The sequence below is a fragment of the Pseudomonas sp. RC2C2 genome, assembly GCF_018390435.1.
Lineage (GTDB): Bacteria > Pseudomonadota > Gammaproteobacteria > Pseudomonadales > Pseudomonadaceae > Aquipseudomonas > Aquipseudomonas donghuensis.
On sequence record NZ_JAHBAX010000001.1, the window covers coordinates 750,959 to 769,821 of the forward strand.

An 18,863-nucleotide genomic window follows, 5' to 3' on the forward strand; every position below is an offset into this window, starting at 1 on the left:
ACTTTTTCGTAACAAGCCGCCCTAATGCAGACCATGAGCCAAACCCAAACGCCAGACCAAGACCCCGTGTTCCAGCTCAAGGGCAGCATGCTCGCCATTACCGTGCTCGAGCTTGCCCGGAACAACCTCGAAGGCCTCGACCGGCAGTTGGCGGCCAAGGTGGCCCAGGCGCCGAATTTCTTCAGCAACACCCCGCTGGTGCTGGCCCTGGACAAGCTCCCGGCCGGCGAAGGCGCAGTCGACCTGCCCGGGCTGATGCGCGTCTGCCGCCATCACGGCCTGCGCACCCTGGCCATCCGTGCCAGCCGAATCGAAGACATCGCCGCAGCGATCGCCATCGACCTGCCGGTGCTGCCACCGTCCGGCGCCCGTGAGCGGCCGCTGGAGCCAGAGCCGGAAGTGAAGAAGCCCGAGCCGGCCCCGGCCCCGCCGCCACCGCCGGAACCGAGCATCCGCCCGACCAAGATCATCACCACGCCGGTACGCGGCGGCCAGCAGATCTACGCCCAGGGCGGCGACCTGGTGGTGGTGTCGTCGGTCAGCCCGGGGGCGGAACTTCTCGCCGATGGCAACATCCATGTGTACGGTGCAATGCGTGGGCGGGCACTGGCCGGGATCAAGGGCAACACCCGGGCGCGGATCTTCTGCCAGCAGTTGACCGCCGAGATGGTCTCGATCGCCGGGCAATACAAGGTCTCCGAAGACCTGCGCCGCGATCCGCTGTGGGGGGCAGGGGTGCAGGTCAGCCTGTCCGGTGACGTGTTGAACATCACCCGTCTTTAACGGATACTTGCCGCCATTTTCTGCGCAACTTTTTTTGATGTTGCCGTTTTTTGTATTTTTTGGGACTCGACGTCCTTTTCTTTAGGGGTGAAACACCTTGGCCAAGATTCTCGTGGTTACATCCGGCAAGGGTGGTGTGGGTAAGACCACCACCAGCGCCGCTATTGGTACCGGCCTCGCATTGCGCGGCCACAAGACTGTCATTGTCGACTTCGACGTCGGCCTGCGTAACCTCGACCTGATCATGGGCTGCGAACGCCGCGTGGTATACGACTTCGTCAACGTGGTCAACGGCGAAGCCAACCTGCAGCAAGCACTGATCAAGGACAAGCGCCTTGAAAACCTCTACGTGCTGGCCGCAAGCCAGACCCGCGACAAGGACGCGCTGACCCAGGAAGGCGTGGAAAAAGTCCTGATGCAGCTCAAAGAGGACTTCGAATACGTGGTCTGCGACTCGCCGGCCGGTATCGAGAAAGGTGCCCACCTGGCCATGTACTTCGCTGACGAAGCGATCGTCGTGACCAACCCGGAAGTCTCCTCGGTACGTGACTCGGACCGTATGCTGGGCCTGCTGGCGAGCAAATCGCGCCGCGCCGAACGCAACGAAGACCCGATCAGGGAACACCTGCTGATCACCCGCTACCACCCCGAGCGCGTCAGCCAGGGCGAAATGCTCGGCGTCGAAGACGTCAAGGAAATCCTTTCGGTGACCCTGCTGGGCGTGATTCCGGAATCCCAGGCGGTGCTCAAGGCATCCAACCAGGGCGTGCCGGTGATCCTTGACGACCAGAGCGATGCTGGCCAGGCCTATAGCGATACCGTTGACCGCCTGCTGGGCAAAAACGTGGAACATCGGTTCCTTGATGTGAAGAAGAAGGGATTCTTCGAGCGCCTGTTTGGAGGCAACTAACCAATGAACCTTTTTGACTTCTTTCGTGCCAGCAAAAAAGTAAGCACCGCCTCGGTCGCGAAAGAGCGTCTACAGATCATCGTGGCGCACGAGCGCGGTCAGCGCAGTACTCCGGACTACCTGCCAGCCCTGCAGAAGGAACTGGTGGAAGTGATCCGCAAGTACGTCAACATCGGCTCCGATGATGTGCAGGTCGCTCTGGAAAACCAGGGCAGCTGCTCGATCCTGGAACTCAACATCACCCTGCCCGATCGCTGATAGCGTTTTCGAGCACCCTGTGGGAGCGGGCTTGCCCCGCGATAGCGATCTGTCAGTCATATCGCATCGCGGGGCAAGCCCGCTCCCACAACTATTTTGGAACACGCAATGCCGCTGTCCAACGTTCACATCCTGCATGAAGATGACGCCATCCTGGTGGTCAACAAGCCGACCCTGCTGCTGTCCGTGCCGGGCCGGGCCGAAGACAACAAGGATTGCCTGATCACCCGCCTGCAGGAAAACGGCTACCCCGATGCCCTGATCGTCCATCGCCTGGACTGGGAAACCTCGGGGATCATCCTGCTGGCCCGCGACGCCGACAGTCACCGCGAACTGTCCCGCCAGTTTCACGACCGTGAAACCGAAAAGGCCTATACCGCCTTGTGCTGGGGCCAACCGGAGCTGGACAGCGGCAGCATCGACCTGCCGCTGCGCTACGACCCGCCGACCAAGCCGCGCCACGTGGTCGACCACGAGCAAGGCAAGCATGCCCTGACGTTCTGGCGTATCGTCGAGCGCTGTGGCGATCATTGCCGGGTCGAGCTGACGCCGATCACCGGGCGCTCGCACCAGTTGCGCGTGCACATGCTGTCGATCGGTCACCCGCTGCTGGGCGATCGCCTGTATGCCTGCCCCGAGGCGCTGGCGGCCCACGAGCGGTTGTGCCTGCACGCGAGCATGCTGAGCTTTACCCATCCGGTTTCCGGGGAGCGGCTGCGCTTCGAGTGTCCGGCGCCGTTCTGACGGCGCCAGCGGCAAGCTTCAAGCTTCAAACTTCAAGCAGTCACTCTGCATCGAGTTGCGCCGCCTCTTGCAGCTTGCAGCTTGCAGCTCACCCGCTAAAATGCCGCCACTGCTGTCTGGAGTGACCTATGCGCGATGCACTGAATCAAGGCCTGATCGACTTCCTCAAGGCTTCCCCTACGCCGTTCCATGCCACCGCCGCCCTGGCCCAGCGCCTCGATGCCGCCGGTTACCAGCGCCTGGACGAGCGCGACAGCTGGGCCACCGTGGCCGGCGGTCGCTACTACGTTACCCGCAACGATTCCTCGATCATCGCCTTCAAGCTCGGCCGTCACTCGCCGCTGCTCGACGGTATCCGCCTGGTCGGCGCCCACACCGACAGCCCGTGCCTGCGGGTCAAGCCGCAGCCCGAGCTGCAACGCCAGGGCTTCTGGCAACTGGGCGTAGAAGTCTATGGCGGCGCCCTGCTCGCGCCGTGGTTCGACCGCGACCTGTCGCTGGCCGGGCGGGTGACCTTCCGCCGTGATGGCAAGGTCGAAAGCCAGCTGGTCGACTTCAAGCTGCCGATCGCGGTGATCCCGAACCTGGCGATCCACCTCAACCGTACCGCCAACGAAGGCTGGGCAATCAACCCGCAGACCGAACTGCCGCCGATCCTGGCCCAGGTCGCCGGTGACGAGCGCGTGGATTTTCGCGCCCTGCTCACCGACCAACTGGCCCGCGAGCACGGCCTGAACGCCGATGTGGTGCTGGACTACGAACTGAGTTTCTACGACACCCAGAGCGCCGCCCTGGTCGGTCTGCACGGCGAGTTCATCGCCGGTGCCCGCCTGGACAACCTGCTGTCCTGCTATGCAGGCCTGCAGGCGCTGCTCACTGCCGACAGCGATGAAACCTGCGTGCTGGTATGTAACGACCACGAAGAGGTGGGCTCTTGCTCGGCCTGTGGCGCCGACGGCCCGATGCTCGAACAGACCCTGCGCCGCCTGCTGCCCGACGGTGACGATTTTGTCCGCACGATCCAGCGTTCGCTGCTGGTCTCGGCCGATAACGCCCACGGCGTGCACCCCAACTACGCCGAGAAGCATGACGGCAACCACGGACCCAAGCTCAATGCCGGCCCGGTGATCAAGGTCAACAACAACCAGCGTTACGCCACCAACAGCGAAACCGCCGGCTTCTTCCGCCACCTGTGCATGGCCGAGGAAGTACCGGTGCAGAGCTTCGTGGTGCGCAGCGACATGGGTTGCGGCTCGACCATCGGCCCGATCACCGCCAGCCATCTGGGCGTGCGCACCGTTGACATCGGCCTGCCGACCTTCGCCATGCACTCGATCCGCGAACTGTGCGGCAGCCATGACCTGGCGCATCTGGTCAAGGTGCTGACGGCGTTCTATCACAGCCGCGACCTGCCGTAACTGCGCGGCGCCTGCATCGCTGGCAAGCCAGCTCCCACATGCCGAACCGGTGGGAGCGGGCTTGCCAGCGATGAGGCCCACCAGCCTGACCCCGATCAACCCCCACCCCGGCGATTCCCGCTATGCTTGAGCCATAACTCTCAAGCACAAGGACCTTGCCGCATGTCAGCCTTCCAATCCCTGTTCCTTCCAGTCATCGCCGGCCTGATCCTGCTGACCGTGGGCTTCAACCTGCGCGACCGCAATATCGGCGTGCTGATGATGTGGATCGGTACCCTGGGCATGATCGGCATCATGTGCTGGAAGATCCTCGAGAAACTCAACTGACAAATACACTACACTCGGGCGATTGATCGTTTTGAGGTTGATTGTCCGGTGCCTGCCTTTTTCCGCGTTGTTCTCCTGCTCCTACCCTTGCTCTTCATAGCGCCAGCGCACGCCGCCGGCCTGCCGGGCCTGCTCGGCGGCGGCAGCAAGGCCCAGCCCGAAGCCACGGAGCCCCTGGGCCAGTCGCTGGACGAAGTGATCAAGACCCTGGAGAACGACCAGCAACGCAGCAAGCTGCTGGCCGACCTGAAAAAACTGCGCGACAGTACCAAGCAAGCGCAACCCAGTGCCGAGCAAGGCGTGCTGGGCCTGATCGGCAGCACCTTCAACGAGCTGGAAAAACAGTTCAGTGGCGAGGCCAGCCCGTTCAACCGCTGGACCCGCGAACTGGAGCTGGCGCAGATCGAGCTCGACGCCCGCCTGGTGCCCTGGCACGAATGGCCGCCGATCCTCTTCGGCTTTGCCGCGATCATTGCCCTGTGGAGCCTGCTGGCCTACGCCCTGAACTGGGTCGGCCACCAGCTGCGCCTGCGCTTTGGCCTCACCGAAGAACTGCCGCAACATCCACGCACCTGGGACCTGGTGCGCTTTGCCCTGCGCAAGCTCGGGCCCTGGCTGGTGGCGCTGGTGATCACCGTGTACCTGAGCTTCGCCCTGCCCTCGTCGCTGGGCAAGTCGATGGCCATGGTCCTGGCCTATGCGCTGGTGGTGGGCACCTGCTTCTCGGCGATCTGCGTCATCGCCTTCTCCCTGCTCGACGGCCCGCACCGTCACCGCGCCTTGCACATCCTCCGCCACCAGGCCTTCCGCCCGCTGTGGCTGATTGGCAGCTTCGCCGCCTTCGGCGAGGCGATGAACGACCCGCGCATGGCCGGTGCCCTGGGCGATCACCTGTCGCACACCCTGGCGACCCTGGCCAACATCCTCGCCGGGTTGTCCACCGGGCTGTTCATCCTGCGCTTTCGCCGGCCCATTGCCCACCTGATCCGCAACCAGCCGCTGTCACGGCGCCTGACCCGCCGGGCGCTAAGCGACACCATCGAAATCCTCGGCACTTTCTGGTACCTGCCAGCGCTGGTGCTGGTGGCGATTTCGCTGTTCGCCACCTTTATTTCCGCTGGCGACACCAGCACCGCCCTGCGCCAGTCGCTGATGTGCACGGTGCTGGTGATCCTGTGCATGGTCATCAACGGCCTGGTCCGCCGCCACGCACTCAAGCCGCAACGGGCCAATCGCCGCCAGGCGGTGTACTCGGAGCGCCTGAAAAGCTTCGGCTACACCCTGGTGCACCTGAGCATCTGGCTGGTATTCATCGAACTCGGCCTGCGCGTCTGGGGCTTCTCGCTGATCGGCTTTGCCGAAGGCGAAGGCCATGAAGTGGCGGTGCGCCTGTTCGGCCTGGCCGGCACCTTGATCGCCGCCTGGCTGGTCTGGATTCTCTCCGACACCGCCGTGCACCACGCCCTGACCCGCTCGCGCAAGGGCCTGGCCAACGCCCGTGCACAAACCATGATGCCGCTGATCCGCAACGTGCTATTCGTGGCGATTTTCATCATTGCGGTGATCGTCGCCCTGGCCAACATGGGCATGAACGTCACCCCGTTGCTGGCCGGTGCCGGTGTCATCGGCCTGGCCATCGGTTTTGGTGCGCAATCGCTGGTTGCCGACCTGATCACCGGGCTGTTCATCATCATCGAAGACTCCCTGGCCATCGACGACTATGTCGATGTCGGCGGCCACCTGGGCACGGTCGAAGGCCTGACCATCCGCACCGTGCGCCTGCGCGACATCGACGGTATCGTCCACACCATCCCGTTCAGCGAAATCAAAAGCATCAAGAACTACTCCCGCGAGTTCGGCTACGCGATCTTCCGCGTGGCCATCCCGCACAGCATGAACATCGACCAGGCCATTACCCTGATCCGCGATGTCGGGCAGAAGATGCGCAACGATCCGCTGATGCGCCGCAACATCTGGTCGCCGCTGGAGCTGCAAGGCGTGGAGAGCTTCGAGTCGGGTTCGGCAATCCTGCGTGCCCGCTTCAAGACCGCGCCGATCAAGCAGTGGGAAGTGTCGCGGGCCTTCAACCTGGCGCTCAAGCGTCAGCTCGACGAAGCTGGCCTGGACCTGGCCACCCCGCGCTTGAGCGTGCAGGTGATCACCGCCGACGCCAGCACCCCGTTCAGCGAAACCCCCACCAAGGCCTAACCGGCTTCGGCCTTGATGCGGATCGCGTCATGGCGCCAGTACTCAAGGTCACAGTCGATCAGCCGCCCGTGCTGGTCGCTGTTGACCCGGGTGATGTGCAGGCCGGGGCTGCCGGCCGAGACCTTGAGCGCGGTGGCCGCCGCCACCGGCAAGGCGGTGGGCAAAATCTCGAAACGCACCCGGCCGTATTCGATGCCATAGCGACGCGCATAAAGCTCGGTCAGCGACTGGCTCAGGTCGTGTTCAAGAATCCCCGGGAAGTAGTCGGGGTTCAGGTAGTGCTCGGCATACAACACCGCACGGCCATCTATCCGGCGTAACCGGCAGATCTGAATCACACTCGACAGCGGCGCCAGTTGCAACCGTGCGCACACCGCTGCCGCCGCCGGTTGCAGGCGCGCCGACAACAGCTCGGTGCGCGCTTCGCGGCCCTGGTCGCGGACCATGGCGTGAAAATGGCTGCGCTCGATCAGGTCGTAGGTCAGCCGCTCGGGCGCGACAAACCAGCCGCGCCGCTCCTCGCGGTAAATCAAGCCGCGCGCCTCCAGTTGCACCAGCGCTTCCCGCAGGGTGATGCGCGTGGTGTCGAACACCTCGCTGAGCTTGCGTTCGGCCGGCAGCTTGCAGCCGGGCGACAGGAGGCCATGCTCGATCTGCTCCTGCAGGGCATGACAGATGGCTGTTACTGCTCGCGGTGGCAGTGGCTGCATCAAAGGTTACCTATCTGGACTAGTCCAGCACCGGCAGCGCCCACTTTTGGCGCCTTCAGGGCTATGAGAATAGTGCAAGCCTAGGCACTGCAGATGAATGCCAGATGACAGCCAGGGTGGTCTACGCTTGATTTTCAGGGCCCCAAGCCCTGGCCGGCAGCACGCCTGGACATCAAATTGTCATGCAACAGGCCTACCTTGGCTCAGGTATTGCTGACCTAGACCAACCGAACCGCAACAACGTCCAACAACACCATTCGCGTTTTGCAAGGCACCCCATCAAGGAGCTTCGGATGAAACAGTTTTTTCTGGCGTCACTGTTAGGCTCGAGCATTGCTCTGTGCACCACGGCCATGGCCGCCGACACCGACCTCAAGGCCCTCGAGGACGCTGCCCGCAAGGAAGGCGTGGTCAATAGCGTAGGCATGCCCGATGCCTGGGCCAACTGGAAAGGCACCTGGGACGACCTGGCGAAAAAATACGGCCTCAAGCACATCGACACCGACATGAGCTCGGCCCAGGAAGTGGCCAAGTTCGAGGCTGAAAAAGACAACGCCAGTGCCGACATCGGTGACGTCGGCGCCGCCTTCGGCCCGATCGCCGTGACCAAGGGCGTGACCCAGCCGTACAAGCCAAGCACCTGGGCGCAGATCCCGGATTGGGCCAAGGATAAAGACGGCCACTGGGCCCTGGCCTACACCGGCACCATCGCCTTCATCATCAACAAACAGTTGGTGAAGGAACAAGACATGCCGAAAACCTGGCATGACCTGGAAAAAGGCAAGTACAAAGTCGCCATCGGTGACGTCGGTACCGCCGCCCAGGCCGCCAACGGCGTACTGGCCGCCGCCATTGCCTACAAGGGCGACGAGAAGAACATCGAACCGGGCCTGCAGCTGTTCACCAAGCTGGCCCAGCAAAAGCGCCTGTCGCTGGCCAACCCGACCATCCAGACCCTGGAGAAGGGCGAGATCGAAGTCGGTGTGGTCTGGGACTTCAACGGCCTGAGCTACCGCCAGCAGATCGACCCGAAACGCTTCGAGGTGCTGATCCCGTCTGACGGCTCGGTGATCTCCGGCTACACCACGATCATCAACAAGTACGCGAAAAACCCCAACGCCGCCAAGCTGACCCGCGAGTACATCTTCAGCGATGCCGGGCAGATCAACCTGGCTGAAGGCCACGCCCGGCCGATCCGTGCCGAGCACCTGAAACTGCCGGCGGAGGTACAGGCCAAGCTGCTGCCCAACGAGCAGTACAAGGCGGTGCAGCCGATCAAGGATGCGCCGGCGTGGGAAGCGACCTCCAAGAAGCTGCCACAGCTGTGGCAGGAGCAAGTGATCATCGAGATGGAGTGAACCCTTTGGGGGCGTCAGGCAGCCCCTGCCGCCCCGATCGCTGGCAAGCCAGCTCCCACAAGGTCCGGTGTATGCAGTGCCTGTGGGAGCTGGCTTGCCAGCGATGAGGTCAGCCACAATTGCGGAGTCCCTATGAACCACAACGTCATCCTGGTCCTGCTCGATGGCCTCAACCATCAGGTCGCACACCACGCCATGGGCCATCTGCATGCCTATGTCGAAGCTGACCGCGCAGCGCTGTACCGGGTCGAGTGCGAGCTACCGTCGTTGTCGCGCCCGCTGTACGAATGCATCCTCACCGGTGTCGCGCCCATCGACAGCGGCATCGTCCACAACAACGTCAACCGCCTGTCCAACCAGCGCAGCGTGTTCCACTACGCCCGCGAAGCCGGCCTGGGCACGGCAGCGGCGGCCTATCACTGGATGAGCGAGCTGTACAACCGCTCGCCCTTCGACCCGCTGCGCGACCGCCACACCCACGCGCCCAAGCTGCCGATCCAGCACGGGCTGTTCTACTACGCCGACCACTACCCCGATTCGCACCTGTTCGCCGACGCCGAATACCTGCGCCGCCGTCATGCACCGAACTTCCTCCTGGTGCACCCGATGAACATCGACGACGCCGGGCATCGCCACGGCCTGGACAGCAGCCAGTACCGCAACAGCGCACGCAGCGCCGACATCCTTCTGGCCGACTACCTGCGCACCTGGCTCGAAGAGGGCTATCAAGTGCTGGTCACCGCCGACCACGGCATGAACAACGACCGCTCGCACAACGGCCTGCTGGCCGAGGAACGCGAAGTACCGCTGTTCGTCTTCGGCGATGCGTTCAGCCTCGACCCGGTCGCCAAGCCGCTGCAGACCGAGCTGTGCGGCACCCTCTGCGAACTGCTCGGCGTGCCCCACGACAAACCGGTGTGCCGGGAGCTGCTCAAGTGAATTCGATCAAGCGCGGCAAATGGCTGGCACTGCTCTGCCTGGCGCCTTTCGCGGTGTTTTTCATCATCTTCCAGATCGCCCCGCTGGCCTGGGTAATGCTCCACAGCGTGCAGGTGGAATCAAGCTGGGGCCTGGACAATTTCAGCAAGGTGTTCAACTCGAAGTTCTACCGCCAGGCGATCCAGCACAGCCTGCAGATCAGCTTCTGGTCGAGCCTGTTCGGCATCCTCATCGCCATCCTCGGCAGCTACTCGTTGCGCCGGGTCGATTCGCGCCTGCGCGACTTCGTCAACGCCTTTGCCAACATGACCAGCAACTTCGCCGGCGTGCCGCTGGCGTTCGCCTTCATCATCCTGCTCGGCTTCAACGGCGCGCTGACCATGCTGCTCAAGCAGGCCGGGATCATCGAAGACTTCAACCTCTATTCCAAGAGCGGGTTGATCATCCTCTACACCTACTTCCAGATCCCCCTTGGCGTGCTGCTGCTCTACCCGGCTTTCGACGCCCTGCGCGAGGACTGGCGTGAATCGGCCGAGCTGCTCGGTGCCGGCGCCTGGCAATACTGGCGGCACATCGGTCTGCCGGTGCTCACACCGGCCCTGCTGGGCACCTTCGTGATCCTCCTGGCCAACGCCCTGGGCGCCTACGCCACGGTCTATGCGCTGACCACCGGCAACTTCAACGTGCTGCCAATCCGCATCGCCGCGCTGGTAGCCGGCGACATCTCGCTGGACCCGAACCTGGCCAGCGCCCTGGCGGTCATCCTGGTCGGGCTGATGACCCTGGTGACCTTCGTCCATCAATGGCTGTTGAAGCGGAGCTACCATGTCGCGCGCTGAACCGGGCACCTCGTCGCTGTACCACCGCCTGGTGGTCTACCTGCTGTTCATCATCCTCCTGCTGCCACTGGCCGGCACCCTGCTCTACTCGCTGGCCACCAGCTGGTCGGCAAGCCTGTTGCCCAGCGGCCTGACCTTAAAGTGGTACCTGGCGCTGTGGAGCGACCCGCGTTTTCTCGCAGCCTTCGGCCAGTCGCTGCTGGTCTGTGTCGGCGCGCTGCTGCTGTCGGTACTGCTGATACTGCCGCTGTTGTTCGTGGTCCATTACCACTTCCCGCGGCTCGATGCGCTGATGAACATCCTCATCCTGCTGCCCTTCGCGGTGCCGCCGGTGGTGTCGTCGGTGGGCCTGCTGCAGCTCTACGGCTCGGGGCCGATGGCCATGGTCGGCACGCCGTGGATCCTGATCGGCTGCTACTTCACCGTGGCCCTGCCGTTCATGTACCGGGCGATTACCAACAACCTGCAGGCGATCAACCTGCGCGACCTGATGGACGCTGCCCAGTTGCTCGGCGCCAGCACCTTCCAGGCCGCCTTCCTGGTGGTGCTGCCGAACCTGCGCAAGGGCCTGATGGTGGCCTTGCTGCTGTCGTTCTCGTTCCTGTTCGGCGAGTTCGTGTTCGCCAACCTGCTGGTCGGCACCCGCTACGAGACCCTGCAGGTGTACCTCAACAACATGCGCAACAGCAGCGGCCACTTCAACAGTGCCCTGGTGATTTCCTATTTCCTCTTCGTGCTGGTGCTGACCTGGGCAGCCAACCGCCTGAACAAGGACAAGTCCTGATATGAGCTTTGTCAGCGTACAGAACCTGCAAAAAAGCTATGCCGGCAGCACGGTGTTCAACGACATCAACTGCCAGATCGAACGCGGCGAATTCGTCACCCTGCTCGGCCCTTCCGGTTGCGGCAAATCCACCCTGCTGCGCTGCATCGCCGGGCTGACCGCCGTAGACAGCGGGCGGATCTTGCTCGATGGCAACGACCTGGTGCCGCTCAGCCCGCAAAAGCGCGGGATCGGCATGGTGTTCCAGAGCTACGCGCTGTTCCCCAACATGACCGTCGAGCAGAACGTCGCCTTCGGCCTGCGCATGCAGAAGGTCAACAGCGACGACAGCCAGGCGCGGGTCCGCGAAGTGCTGCACCTGGTCGAGCTGCAGGACTTTGCCCGCCGCTACCCGCACCAGCTGTCCGGCGGCCAGTGCCAGCGCGTGGCCCTGGCCCGCTCGCTGGTCACCCGCCCGCGCCTGCTGCTGCTCGACGAGCCGCTGTCGGCGCTGGACGCGCGCATTCGCAAACACCTGCGCGAGCAGATCCGCGCCATCCAGCGCGAGCTGGGCCTGACCACCATCTTCGTCACCCATGACCAGGAAGAAGCGTTGACCCTGTCCGACCGCATCTTCCTCATGAACCAGGGCCGCATCGTCCAGAGCGGCGATGCCGAAACCCTCTATACCGCACCGGTGGACGTGTTTGCCGCCGGCTTCATCGGCAACTACAACCTGCTCGACGCCGACAGCGCCAGCCGCCTGCTGCAACGCCCGGTGAGCAGCCGCCTGGCGATCCGCCCGGAGGCCATCGCCCTGGGCCTGGAAGGCGAGCTGGAGGGGCGGGTGCGCAGCCATAGCCTGCTTGGCAACGTGATCCGCTACCGTGTCGAAGCGCGCGGGGTAGAATTGCTGGTCGATGTGCTCAACCGCTCGTCCGCCGACCTGCATCCGGATGGCCAGCGGGTAGCCTTGTCGATCGATCCCACCGCCCTCTGCGAAGTCGCCTGAGGGTTGCACAGGAGTTGCTCTGAATATGGCACTAGCGATTTTCGATCTGGACGAAACCCTGATCCACGGTGACTGCGCGTCGCTGTGGAGCGAGCAGATGGTCCGCCTTGGCTGGGTCGATGGCGAATCCTTTTTGCGCCGTGACAAGGCACTGATGGACGCCTATGGCAAGGGTCACCTGGCCATGGAGGACTACATGGCCTTCAGCCTCGAGCCATTGATTGGCCGCCCACCGGAAGAGGTCGAGCACCTGGTCGAACCCTGGGTGGAAGATTTCATCGAACCGATCATCTTCAGTGACGCCAGCAAAACCATTGCCGCCCACCGCAAGGCCGGCGACCGGATTCTGGTGATTTCGGCCTCCGGTACCCACCTGGTCAAGCCGATTGCCGACCGCCTGGGCATCGATGAGATTCTCGGCATTGAGCTGGAGGTTGAGCGCGGCGTTTATACCGGCAAGACCACTGGCGTGCTGACCTACCGCGAAGGCAAGATCACCCGCTTGCTGGAATGGCTGGATGAGCAGGAAGAGAACCTGGAGGGCGCGAGCTTCTACTCGGATTCACGCAACGACTTGCCGTTGCTGTTGAAGGTGGATTACCCGCATGTGGTCAATCCGGACCCGGTGTTGCGTGAGCATGCCGAGAAGAACAAGTGGCCGATTCATACCTGGAAATGAAAGGCATCGCTGGCAAGCCAGCTCCCACAGGTACTGCATACACCTGACCTGTGGGAGCTGGCTTGCCAACGATTGGCGGCCTACACCAGACTCTCGTCGATCACCAGCACCAGCTTGCCCGACACCTGGTTGCTGGCAAGCTCGGCAAACGCCGCTTCTGCATCCTGGACCGGGAAGGCCTTGGCCAGTTGCGGCTTGAGCCGGCCTTCGCCGAACAGCGGCCACACCTGCTGGCCGAGGTCGCTGAGCAGGTCAGCCTTGAACTGATCGTCCCGGGTACGCAGGGTCGAACCCATTACCTGCACGCGCTTGCCCAGCAACTGCGCCAGGTCCAGCTCGGCCTTGCGCCCGCCCATCAAGCCGATGATCACCCAGCGTCCGTCCCGTGCCAGCAGCTTGAGGTTGAGCTCGGCATAGTTGGCGCCGACCGGGTCGAGGATCACGTTGAACGGGGCAAAATCGTTCAGCGCGTTGAGGTCTTCACTGCGCACCACGCCGCCGCTGGCACCCAGCCCTTGGCAATAAGCCAGGCGCTCGGCCGAGCCGACGCTGACCCAGCACGGGCTGCCAAAGGCCTTGCACAACTGGATCGCCGCCGAGCCGACACCACTGGCACCGGCATGCAGCAAGACCTTCTCGCCCGGCGTGAGCCCGGCCAGCTGAAACACATTGAGCCAGGCGGTGGCGTACACCTCGGGGATCGCCGCCGCTTCCTGCAGGCTCAGGCCTTCGGGGACCGGCAGCACGTGACGGCCGTCGACCACCACTTCCTCGGCCATGCCGCCACCGGCGAGCAAGGCACATACCCGGTCGCCGACCTGCCAGGAGGAGCCTGCGCCCACTTCGCTGATCACCCCCGAGCATTCCAGGCCGAGAAACTCGCTGGCCCCCGGCGGTGGCGGGTAGAGCCCGGCACGCTGGAGCAGGTCGGCGCGATTGAGGCCGGCTGCGGCCACGCGAATTCGTACTTGACCGATATCGCAAGCTGGACTTGTCGTCGCAACCCACTCCACATGTCCGTCAACGCCTTGCAATGCCTTCACAGTGCCTCCATAGTTGAGTCATGACTGAGCCCGGGTGCTGTAGCCCCGGGCTTTTTGCATTATGCGTCCGGTTTTCATGGAACCGGCGAATTCAAAGACGGCCTAATATGCGTGATCAATTGTCCCTACGTCGAATCAGCATGAAGCATTTTCTGCCAAGCACCACCCTCGCCCTGTTGATCGGTCTGGGCAGTCTGCCATTGGCGGGCAGTGCATGGGCCGCCAACAGCTGGGATAAGCTCCAGCCCGACCGCGATGAAGTGGTCGCCAGCCTCAACGTGGTCGAGCTGCTCAAGCGCCACCACTACAGCAAGCCGCCGCTCAACGATGCGCGCTCGGTCATCATCTACGACAGCTACCTCAAACTCCTCGATCCTGCGCGCAGCTACTTCACCGCCAGCGACATCGCCGAGTTCGACAAGTGGAAGACCCAGTTCGACGATTTCCTCAAGAGCGGTAATCTCGACCCCGGCTTCACCATCTACAAGCGCTACCTGGACCGGGTCAAATCGCGCCTGGACTTCGCCCTGGCCGAGCTGAGCAAGGGCGTCGACAACTTCGACTTCACCACCAAGGAGTCCCTGCTGATCGACCGCAAGGACGCGCCGTGGATGAAGACCCAGGCCGAGCTCGACGACCTCTGGCGCAAACGCGTCAAGGATGAAGTGCTGCGCCTGAAAATCGCCGGCAAAGAACCCAAGGCGATCCAGGAGTTGCTGACCAAGCGCTACAAGAACCAGCTCACGCGTCTGGACCAGACCCGTGCCGAAGACATCTTCCAGGCCTACATCAACACCTTCGCCCAGTCCTACGACCCGCACACCAATTACCTGTCGCCCGACAACGCGGAAAACTTCGATATCAACATGAGCCTGTCGCTCGAAGGTATCGGTGCCGTGCTGCAAAGCGACAACGACCAGGTCAAGATCGTGCGCCTGGTACCGGCCGGTCCTGCCGCCAAGACCAAGCAGGTGGCACCGGCCGACAAGATCATCGGCGTGGCCCAGGGCAACAAGGAAATGGTCGATGTGATCGGCTGGCGCCTGGATGAAGTGGTCAAGCTGATCCGCGGGCCGAAGGGCTCGGTGGTGCGCCTGGAGATCATCCCGGCCAGCAATGCGCCGAACGACCAGACCACCAAGATCGTGCCGATCACCCGTGAAGCGGTGAAACTCGAAGAGCAGGCAGCGAAAAAATCGGTGCTCAAGCTCAAGCAGGATGGGCGCGACTACAAGCTCGGCATCATCGAGATCCCGGCCTTCTACCTGGACTTCAAGGCCTTCCGTGCTGGCGATCCCGAGTACAAGAGCACCACTCGCGATGTGAAGAAACTGCTGACTGAACTGCAGAAGGAAAAAGTCGACGGCGTGGTCATCGACCTGCGCAACAACGGCGGCGGTTCGCTGCAGGAAGCCACCGAGCTGACCAGCCTGTTCATCGACAAGGGCCCGACGGTGCTGGTGCGCAACAGCGACGGCCGCGTCGACGTGCTCGAAGACGAAAACAACGGCGCCTTCTACAAAGGCCCGCTGGCACTGGTGGTCAACCGCCTGTCAGCCTCGGCATCGGAGATTTTCGCCGGCGCCATGCAGGACTATCACCGCGCGCTGATCCTCGGCGGGCAGACCTTCGGCAAAGGCACCGTGCAAACCATCCAGCCGCTCAACCATGGCGAGCTGAAGCTGACCCTGGCCAAGTTCTACCGGGTGTCCGGGCAAAGCACCCAGCACCAGGGCGTGCTGCCGGACATCGATTACCCATCGATCATCGACACCAAGGAAATCGGCGAAAGCGCCCTGCCCGAAGCCATGCCATGGGACACCATCCGCCCGGCGATCAAGCCTGCGCTCGACCCGTTCAAGCCGTTCCTGGCCCAGCTCAAGGCCCGTCACGACACCCGTACGGCCAAGGACCCGGAGTTCGTCTACATCCGCGACCGCCTGGCGTTGACCCAGAAGCTGATGAACGAGAAAACCGTCAGCCTCAACGAAGCCGAACGCCGTGCCCAGCACGCCGATATCGAAAGCAAGCAGCTGGCGTTGGAAAACACCCGCCGCAAGGCCAAGGGCGAAGAGCCGCTCAAGGAACTGAAAAAGGAAGACGAAGACGCCCTGCCGGTCGAACCGGACGATACCAAGCCGGAAGACGACGCCTACCTGGCGGAGTCCGGACGAATCCTGCTGGACTACCTGGGCCTGAATACGGCGGTGGCGAAAAACAACCCGTGAAAGCGGTGATGGCAAAATAATGTGACTGCGCGTCATTGCGTCATCAAATAGTCATCAGACTGTCGTGAAATAAGGGACTGAGCGCCGTAGGTGCCCAGTCCCTTTTTTTCAAGGTAGCCCTGACAATGACCGTCAACGAACAGCTCAGCGCGTTGAGCACCATCCTCGCTCAAAGCGGCTTGCACAGCCTGTTCCAACCCATTGTCTGCCTTTCCGAACGGCGCATCCTTGGCTACGAAGCCCTCAGCCGCGGCCCATCCAACAGCCCGTTGCACTCGCCAATCAACCTGTTTGCCGTGGCCCGCCAGGCCGGACGCCTGACCGAACTGGAAGTGGCCTGCCGGGAAAACGCCTGCCGGCGCTTCAGCCAGCAGAACCTCGAGGGCAAGCTGTTCCTCAACGTCTCGCCCGAATCCTTGCTCGAGCCGCAGTACCAGTCCGGACGCACCCTGAAGATGCTTCACGAGCTTGGCGTGCCGCCCAGCCGGGTGGTGATCGAACTGACCGAACAAACTCCCACCGACGACTTCCAACTGCTGTTCAATGCCCTGCACCATTACCGCGACATGGGCTTCTCAATCGCCCTCGACGACTTGGGCGCCGGTTACTCGAGCCTGCGCCTGTGGTCGGAGCTGCGCCCGGACTACGTCAAGATCGACCGCCATTTCATCGACGGCATTCACCTGGATGCGGTCAAGCGCGAGTTCGTCGGCTCGATCCTGCAAATCGCCCGGGCCTCGCGCGCCCAGGTGATCGCCGAAGGCATCGAGCTGGCCGAAGAGCTCAAGGTACTGACCGAGATGGGCATCGACCTGGTCCAGGGCTACCTGCTGGGCCGTCCGCAGGAACAGGCGGCGCGGGATGTGCAGAACATGCTCGGACAACCGACGCAGGCGCTGCAGAGCCTCCACGAAGACAGCGGCAACCTCGCCGCACTGCTGATCGAACAGCCCGCAGTGAACCGCGACGCGCCAACCCCGCAGGTACTCGAGCTGTTTCGCAGCCAGGCCAACCTCAACTCGCTGGCGGTACTCGATCAGCACCAGCAACCCTGTGGCATCGTCCATCGCCACTCGCTCTCCGATGCCCTGCTCAAGCCGTTTGCCACCGAGCTGTTCGCGCGCAAGCCGATCAGCCGCTTGATGAGCGACGATTTTCTCGCGGTGGATCTTGGCCAGTCGCTGCAGCAGGTCAGCCGCCTGCTCACCAGCCGCGCCCGCCAGCGTATCGAAGAAGATTTCATCATCACCCACAACGGCCGTTACCTGGGCCTGGGACGGGTGATCGACGTGCTCAAGCTGATCACCGAGCAGAAGATCCAGCAGGCCCGTTACGCCAACCCGTTGACCCTGCTGCCAGGCAATGTGCCGATCCAGCAGTGCCTGACCCGCCTGTTGCAACAGCAGCGCGCTGCGGCGATCTGCTACGTCGATATCGACAGCTTCAAGCCGTTCAACGACATCTATGGCTACGCTCGCGGCGATGAAGTGCTGCTGTGCCTGGCTCAGTGCCTGAACGAACGGGTCGACCCCAGCCGGGACTTCGTCGGCCACATCGGAGGCGACGATTTCATGCTGGTGCTCGGTTCAGAGGATTGGCAACAGCGTTTGCAGCTGTTGCTGGAGGATTTTCACAAACAGTGCCGGCGCTTCTACCGTGCCGAGCACCTGCAAGCCGGGTGCTTCATTGCCACCGACCGTCAGGGCCGGCGCCAGGAATTCGCCTTGCTGTCGCTGTCGATCGGCGTAGTGCAGTTGCACCCACAGGCCTGTGCCGGGCTCGATGCCGGGCAACTGGCCGAGCTGGCCTCACAGGCCAAGCATCAGGCCAAGGATGTGCCGGGGCACAGCCTGTACCTGATCGATACCGCGCCCGCCGCTCAGGCTTCTTCGTGTTCGGGGTAGCTGTACTCGAACACCCGCACCACTTCCGAAGCATGCCAGGAGGCCGCAGCCATGCCATCGGAGGGGCCGGAGAAACGCCCCAGGCGCTCGACGCACTCGAAAAACCCGGTACGCGGCAAGCGGCTGGCGCCCTGGCTGATCACCAGCGAGCTACGCAGTGGCTGCTCGGCGCGGGCATCAAGCGCCGCCAGGTGCTCCAGGGCAGCGGTCAGGGTCTGCATGGCCGGGCTGGGCAATTGCAAGCGCTCAAGCAAGGCACGGTAAGTCAGCAGGTGGCGTTGGCGGCGGGCGACGTCCAGCTCGCCGAGCAGGCCTTCCCAGTGCTGGCGGCTGATCCGAACGCTCACGACGGCTCGCTCCAGCCGGCCACACCCAGTTCCCAGGCCAGGCTGCGGCGAATCGCAGCATCCGGCTGGCGCTCACCACTTTCGATCAGCGCCAGGTACACCGGGCTGATGCCAACGCTGCGTGCCAACTGCTCCGGCGCCAGGCCCTTGCCCTCACGCAAACGCGCCAGCTCACTGAAACTCGGCAAGCTGGCGCTGTCGGTAATGTTGGATGGTGTGTTTTCGGCGGCACCCGGCTCGCCTTGCCCGGCGGCTTTGAGCAGCGCCTGGTACTGCTCCCAGGGAACAACCGCGTACTCGGGTTGACCGTCTCGGCTGATGACCTGAATACCCATTACAACCCCCTTGTAGGATTACGATATGTAATCGGTAGGCATAATCCTTATGCCAATT

The 18,863-nt window shown here is 63.1% G+C and carries 19 protein-coding genes; 15 read left to right on the forward strand and 4 right to left on the reverse strand.

From position 1 onward, the window contains the following. Nucleotides 1-33: 33 nt before the first annotated feature. From minC to KHO53_RS03500, 7 genes are all read left to right on the forward strand, one after another. Nucleotides 34-783, forward strand: coding sequence for a septum site-determining protein MinC (gene minC, locus KHO53_RS03470; protein ID WP_010224186.1), 750 nt, complete (start codon nt 34-36; stop codon nt 781-783). A 97-nt stretch (nt 784-880) separates the two neighbouring features. Then, nucleotides 881-1,693, forward strand: coding sequence for a septum site-determining protein MinD (gene minD, locus KHO53_RS03475; RefSeq protein WP_010224187.1), 813 nt, complete (start codon nt 881-883; stop codon nt 1,691-1,693). 3 nt (nt 1,694-1,696) lie between these two features. Continuing rightward, nucleotides 1,697-1,951 carry a cell division topological specificity factor MinE gene (gene minE / locus KHO53_RS03480; RefSeq protein ID WP_010224188.1) on the forward strand — a complete coding sequence of 85 codons (255 nt, stop codon included), beginning with the start codon at nt 1,697-1,699 and terminating at the stop codon, nt 1,949-1,951. A 108-nt stretch (nt 1,952-2,059) separates the two neighbouring features. Next, on the forward strand, nt 2,060-2,695 hold the full coding sequence (locus tag KHO53_RS03485; protein WP_100782145.1) for an RluA family pseudouridine synthase: 636 nt from the start codon (nt 2,060-2,062) through the stop codon (nt 2,693-2,695). A 128-nt stretch (nt 2,696-2,823) separates the two neighbouring features. After that, nucleotides 2,824-4,113 carry a M18 family aminopeptidase gene (locus KHO53_RS03490; RefSeq protein ID WP_010224194.1) on the forward strand — a complete coding sequence of 430 codons (1,290 nt, stop codon included), beginning with the start codon at nt 2,824-2,826 and terminating at the stop codon, nt 4,111-4,113. Between the two features lie 162 nt (nt 4,114-4,275). Further along, nucleotides 4,276-4,440 carry a hypothetical protein gene (locus tag KHO53_RS03495; protein WP_010224196.1) on the forward strand — a complete coding sequence of 55 codons (165 nt, stop codon included), beginning with the start codon at nt 4,276-4,278 and terminating at the stop codon, nt 4,438-4,440. A 48-nt stretch (nt 4,441-4,488) separates the two neighbouring features. Further along, the gene (locus tag KHO53_RS03500) at nt 4,489-6,648 is read left to right on the forward strand and encodes a mechanosensitive ion channel family protein (RefSeq protein WP_010224198.1); all 2,160 of its coding nucleotides are present in this window, start codon (nt 4,489-4,491) and stop codon (nt 6,646-6,648) included. Here the strand turns inward: KHO53_RS03500 and phnR are convergent. After that, nucleotides 6,645-7,358 carry a phosphonate utilization transcriptional regulator PhnR gene (phnR, locus tag KHO53_RS03505; protein WP_010224200.1) on the reverse strand — a complete coding sequence of 238 codons (714 nt, stop codon included), beginning with the start codon at nt 7,356-7,358 and terminating at the stop codon, nt 6,645-6,647. The two genes, KHO53_RS03500 and phnR, sit on opposite strands and share 4 nt — an antisense overlap. 293 nt (nt 7,359-7,651) lie before the next feature. Here phnR and KHO53_RS03510 point away from each other — a divergent pair, with 293 nt between their 5' ends. From KHO53_RS03510 to KHO53_RS03535, 6 genes are all read left to right on the forward strand, one after another. Beyond that, the gene (locus KHO53_RS03510) at nt 7,652-8,716 is read left to right on the forward strand and encodes an ABC transporter substrate-binding protein (protein ID WP_010224201.1); all 1,065 of its coding nucleotides are present in this window, start codon (nt 7,652-7,654) and stop codon (nt 8,714-8,716) included. Between the two features lie 132 nt (nt 8,717-8,848). Beyond that, nucleotides 8,849-9,655, forward strand: coding sequence for an alkaline phosphatase family protein (locus tag KHO53_RS03515; protein WP_213569991.1), 807 nt, complete (start codon nt 8,849-8,851; stop codon nt 9,653-9,655). Nucleotides 9,656-9,660: 5 nt separating this feature from the next. Further along, nucleotides 9,661-10,494, forward strand: coding sequence for an ABC transporter permease (locus KHO53_RS03520; RefSeq protein ID WP_162471133.1), 834 nt, complete (start codon nt 9,661-9,663; stop codon nt 10,492-10,494). Then, a complete protein-coding gene (locus KHO53_RS03525) occupies nt 10,481-11,278 on the forward strand; it encodes an ABC transporter permease (RefSeq protein ID WP_213569992.1) in 798 nt (265 codons plus the stop codon). Before KHO53_RS03520 ends, KHO53_RS03525 begins: the two co-directional genes overlap by 14 nt. Nucleotide 11,279: 1 nt before the next feature. Further along, nucleotides 11,280-12,269, forward strand: coding sequence for an ABC transporter ATP-binding protein (locus KHO53_RS03530; RefSeq protein WP_010224205.1), 990 nt, complete (start codon nt 11,280-11,282; stop codon nt 12,267-12,269). Nucleotides 12,270-12,294: 25 nt separating this feature from the next. Then, nucleotides 12,295-12,948 carry an HAD family hydrolase gene (locus KHO53_RS03535; protein ID WP_213569993.1) on the forward strand — a complete coding sequence of 218 codons (654 nt, stop codon included), beginning with the start codon at nt 12,295-12,297 and terminating at the stop codon, nt 12,946-12,948. Nucleotides 12,949-13,028: 80 nt separating this feature from the next. Here KHO53_RS03535 and KHO53_RS03540 read toward each other — a convergent pair whose 3' ends face one another. Continuing rightward, nucleotides 13,029-13,991: an NAD(P)H-quinone oxidoreductase gene (locus KHO53_RS03540; RefSeq protein WP_036996564.1), complete on the reverse strand. Its 963-nt coding sequence runs from the start codon at nt 13,989-13,991 to the stop codon at nt 13,029-13,031. Nucleotides 13,992-14,131: 140 nt separating this feature from the next. Between KHO53_RS03540 and KHO53_RS03545 the strand changes: the two genes are divergently transcribed. Together KHO53_RS03545 and KHO53_RS03550 are read left to right on the forward strand one after the other, a co-directional pair. Further along, nucleotides 14,132-16,219 (forward strand): carboxy terminal-processing peptidase, encoded by a 2,088-nt coding sequence (locus tag KHO53_RS03545; protein WP_189638140.1) that lies wholly within the window; start codon nt 14,132-14,134, stop codon nt 16,217-16,219. A gap of 125 nt (nt 16,220-16,344) precedes the next feature. Next, nucleotides 16,345-18,123 (forward strand): bifunctional diguanylate cyclase/phosphodiesterase, encoded by a 1,779-nt coding sequence (locus KHO53_RS03550; protein ID WP_036996565.1) that lies wholly within the window; start codon nt 16,345-16,347, stop codon nt 18,121-18,123. On the opposite strand, the gene KHO53_RS03555 is transcribed toward KHO53_RS03550, so the two are convergent. Both KHO53_RS03555 and KHO53_RS03560 read right to left on the reverse strand, forming a co-directional pair. After that, nucleotides 18,099-18,470 carry a hypothetical protein gene (locus KHO53_RS03555; protein WP_010224211.1) on the reverse strand — a complete coding sequence of 124 codons (372 nt, stop codon included), beginning with the start codon at nt 18,468-18,470 and terminating at the stop codon, nt 18,099-18,101. The two genes, KHO53_RS03550 and KHO53_RS03555, sit on opposite strands and share 25 nt — an antisense overlap. Beyond that, nucleotides 18,467-18,805, reverse strand: a complete 339-nt coding sequence (locus tag KHO53_RS03560; protein ID WP_010224213.1) for a helix-turn-helix domain-containing protein — start codon at nt 18,803-18,805, stop codon at nt 18,467-18,469. The genes KHO53_RS03555 and KHO53_RS03560 overlap by 4 nt, the downstream gene beginning before the upstream one ends. Nucleotides 18,806-18,863 lie beyond the last annotated feature (58 nt).

What these genes read in the sequence shown, in the direction of transcription:
- KHO53_RS03510 (WP_010224201.1), top strand. Translation starts at nt 7,652, where the DNA reads ATGAAACAGTTTTTTCTGGCGTCACTGTTAGGCTCGAGCATTGCTCTG.
- KHO53_RS03495 (WP_010224196.1), top strand. Translation starts at nt 4,276, where the DNA reads ATGTCAGCCTTCCAATCCCTGTTCCTTCCAGTCATCGCCGGCCTGATC.
- KHO53_RS03545 (WP_189638140.1), top strand. Translation starts at nt 14,132, where the DNA reads ATGAAGCATTTTCTGCCAAGCACCACCCTCGCCCTGTTGATCGGTCTG.
- minC (WP_010224186.1), top strand. Translation starts at nt 34, where the DNA reads ATGAGCCAAACCCAAACGCCAGACCAAGACCCCGTGTTCCAGCTCAAG.
- KHO53_RS03525 (WP_213569992.1), top strand. Translation starts at nt 10,481, where the DNA reads ATGTCGCGCGCTGAACCGGGCACCTCGTCGCTGTACCACCGCCTGGTG.
- minE (WP_010224188.1), top strand. Translation starts at nt 1,697, where the DNA reads ATGAACCTTTTTGACTTCTTTCGTGCCAGCAAAAAAGTAAGCACCGCC.
- phnR (WP_010224200.1), bottom strand. Translation starts at nt 7,358, where the DNA reads ATGCAGCCACTGCCACCGCGAGCAGTAACAGCCATCTGTCATGCCCTG.
- KHO53_RS03490 (WP_010224194.1), top strand. Translation starts at nt 2,824, where the DNA reads ATGCGCGATGCACTGAATCAAGGCCTGATCGACTTCCTCAAGGCTTCC.
- KHO53_RS03485 (WP_100782145.1), top strand. Translation starts at nt 2,060, where the DNA reads ATGCCGCTGTCCAACGTTCACATCCTGCATGAAGATGACGCCATCCTG.
- KHO53_RS03550 (WP_036996565.1), top strand. Translation starts at nt 16,345, where the DNA reads ATGACCGTCAACGAACAGCTCAGCGCGTTGAGCACCATCCTCGCTCAA.
- KHO53_RS03535 (WP_213569993.1), top strand. Translation starts at nt 12,295, where the DNA reads ATGGCACTAGCGATTTTCGATCTGGACGAAACCCTGATCCACGGTGAC.
- KHO53_RS03560 (WP_010224213.1), bottom strand. Translation starts at nt 18,805, where the DNA reads ATGGGTATTCAGGTCATCAGCCGAGACGGTCAACCCGAGTACGCGGTT.
- KHO53_RS03530 (WP_010224205.1), top strand. Translation starts at nt 11,280, where the DNA reads ATGAGCTTTGTCAGCGTACAGAACCTGCAAAAAAGCTATGCCGGCAGC.
- KHO53_RS03515 (WP_213569991.1), top strand. Translation starts at nt 8,849, where the DNA reads ATGAACCACAACGTCATCCTGGTCCTGCTCGATGGCCTCAACCATCAG.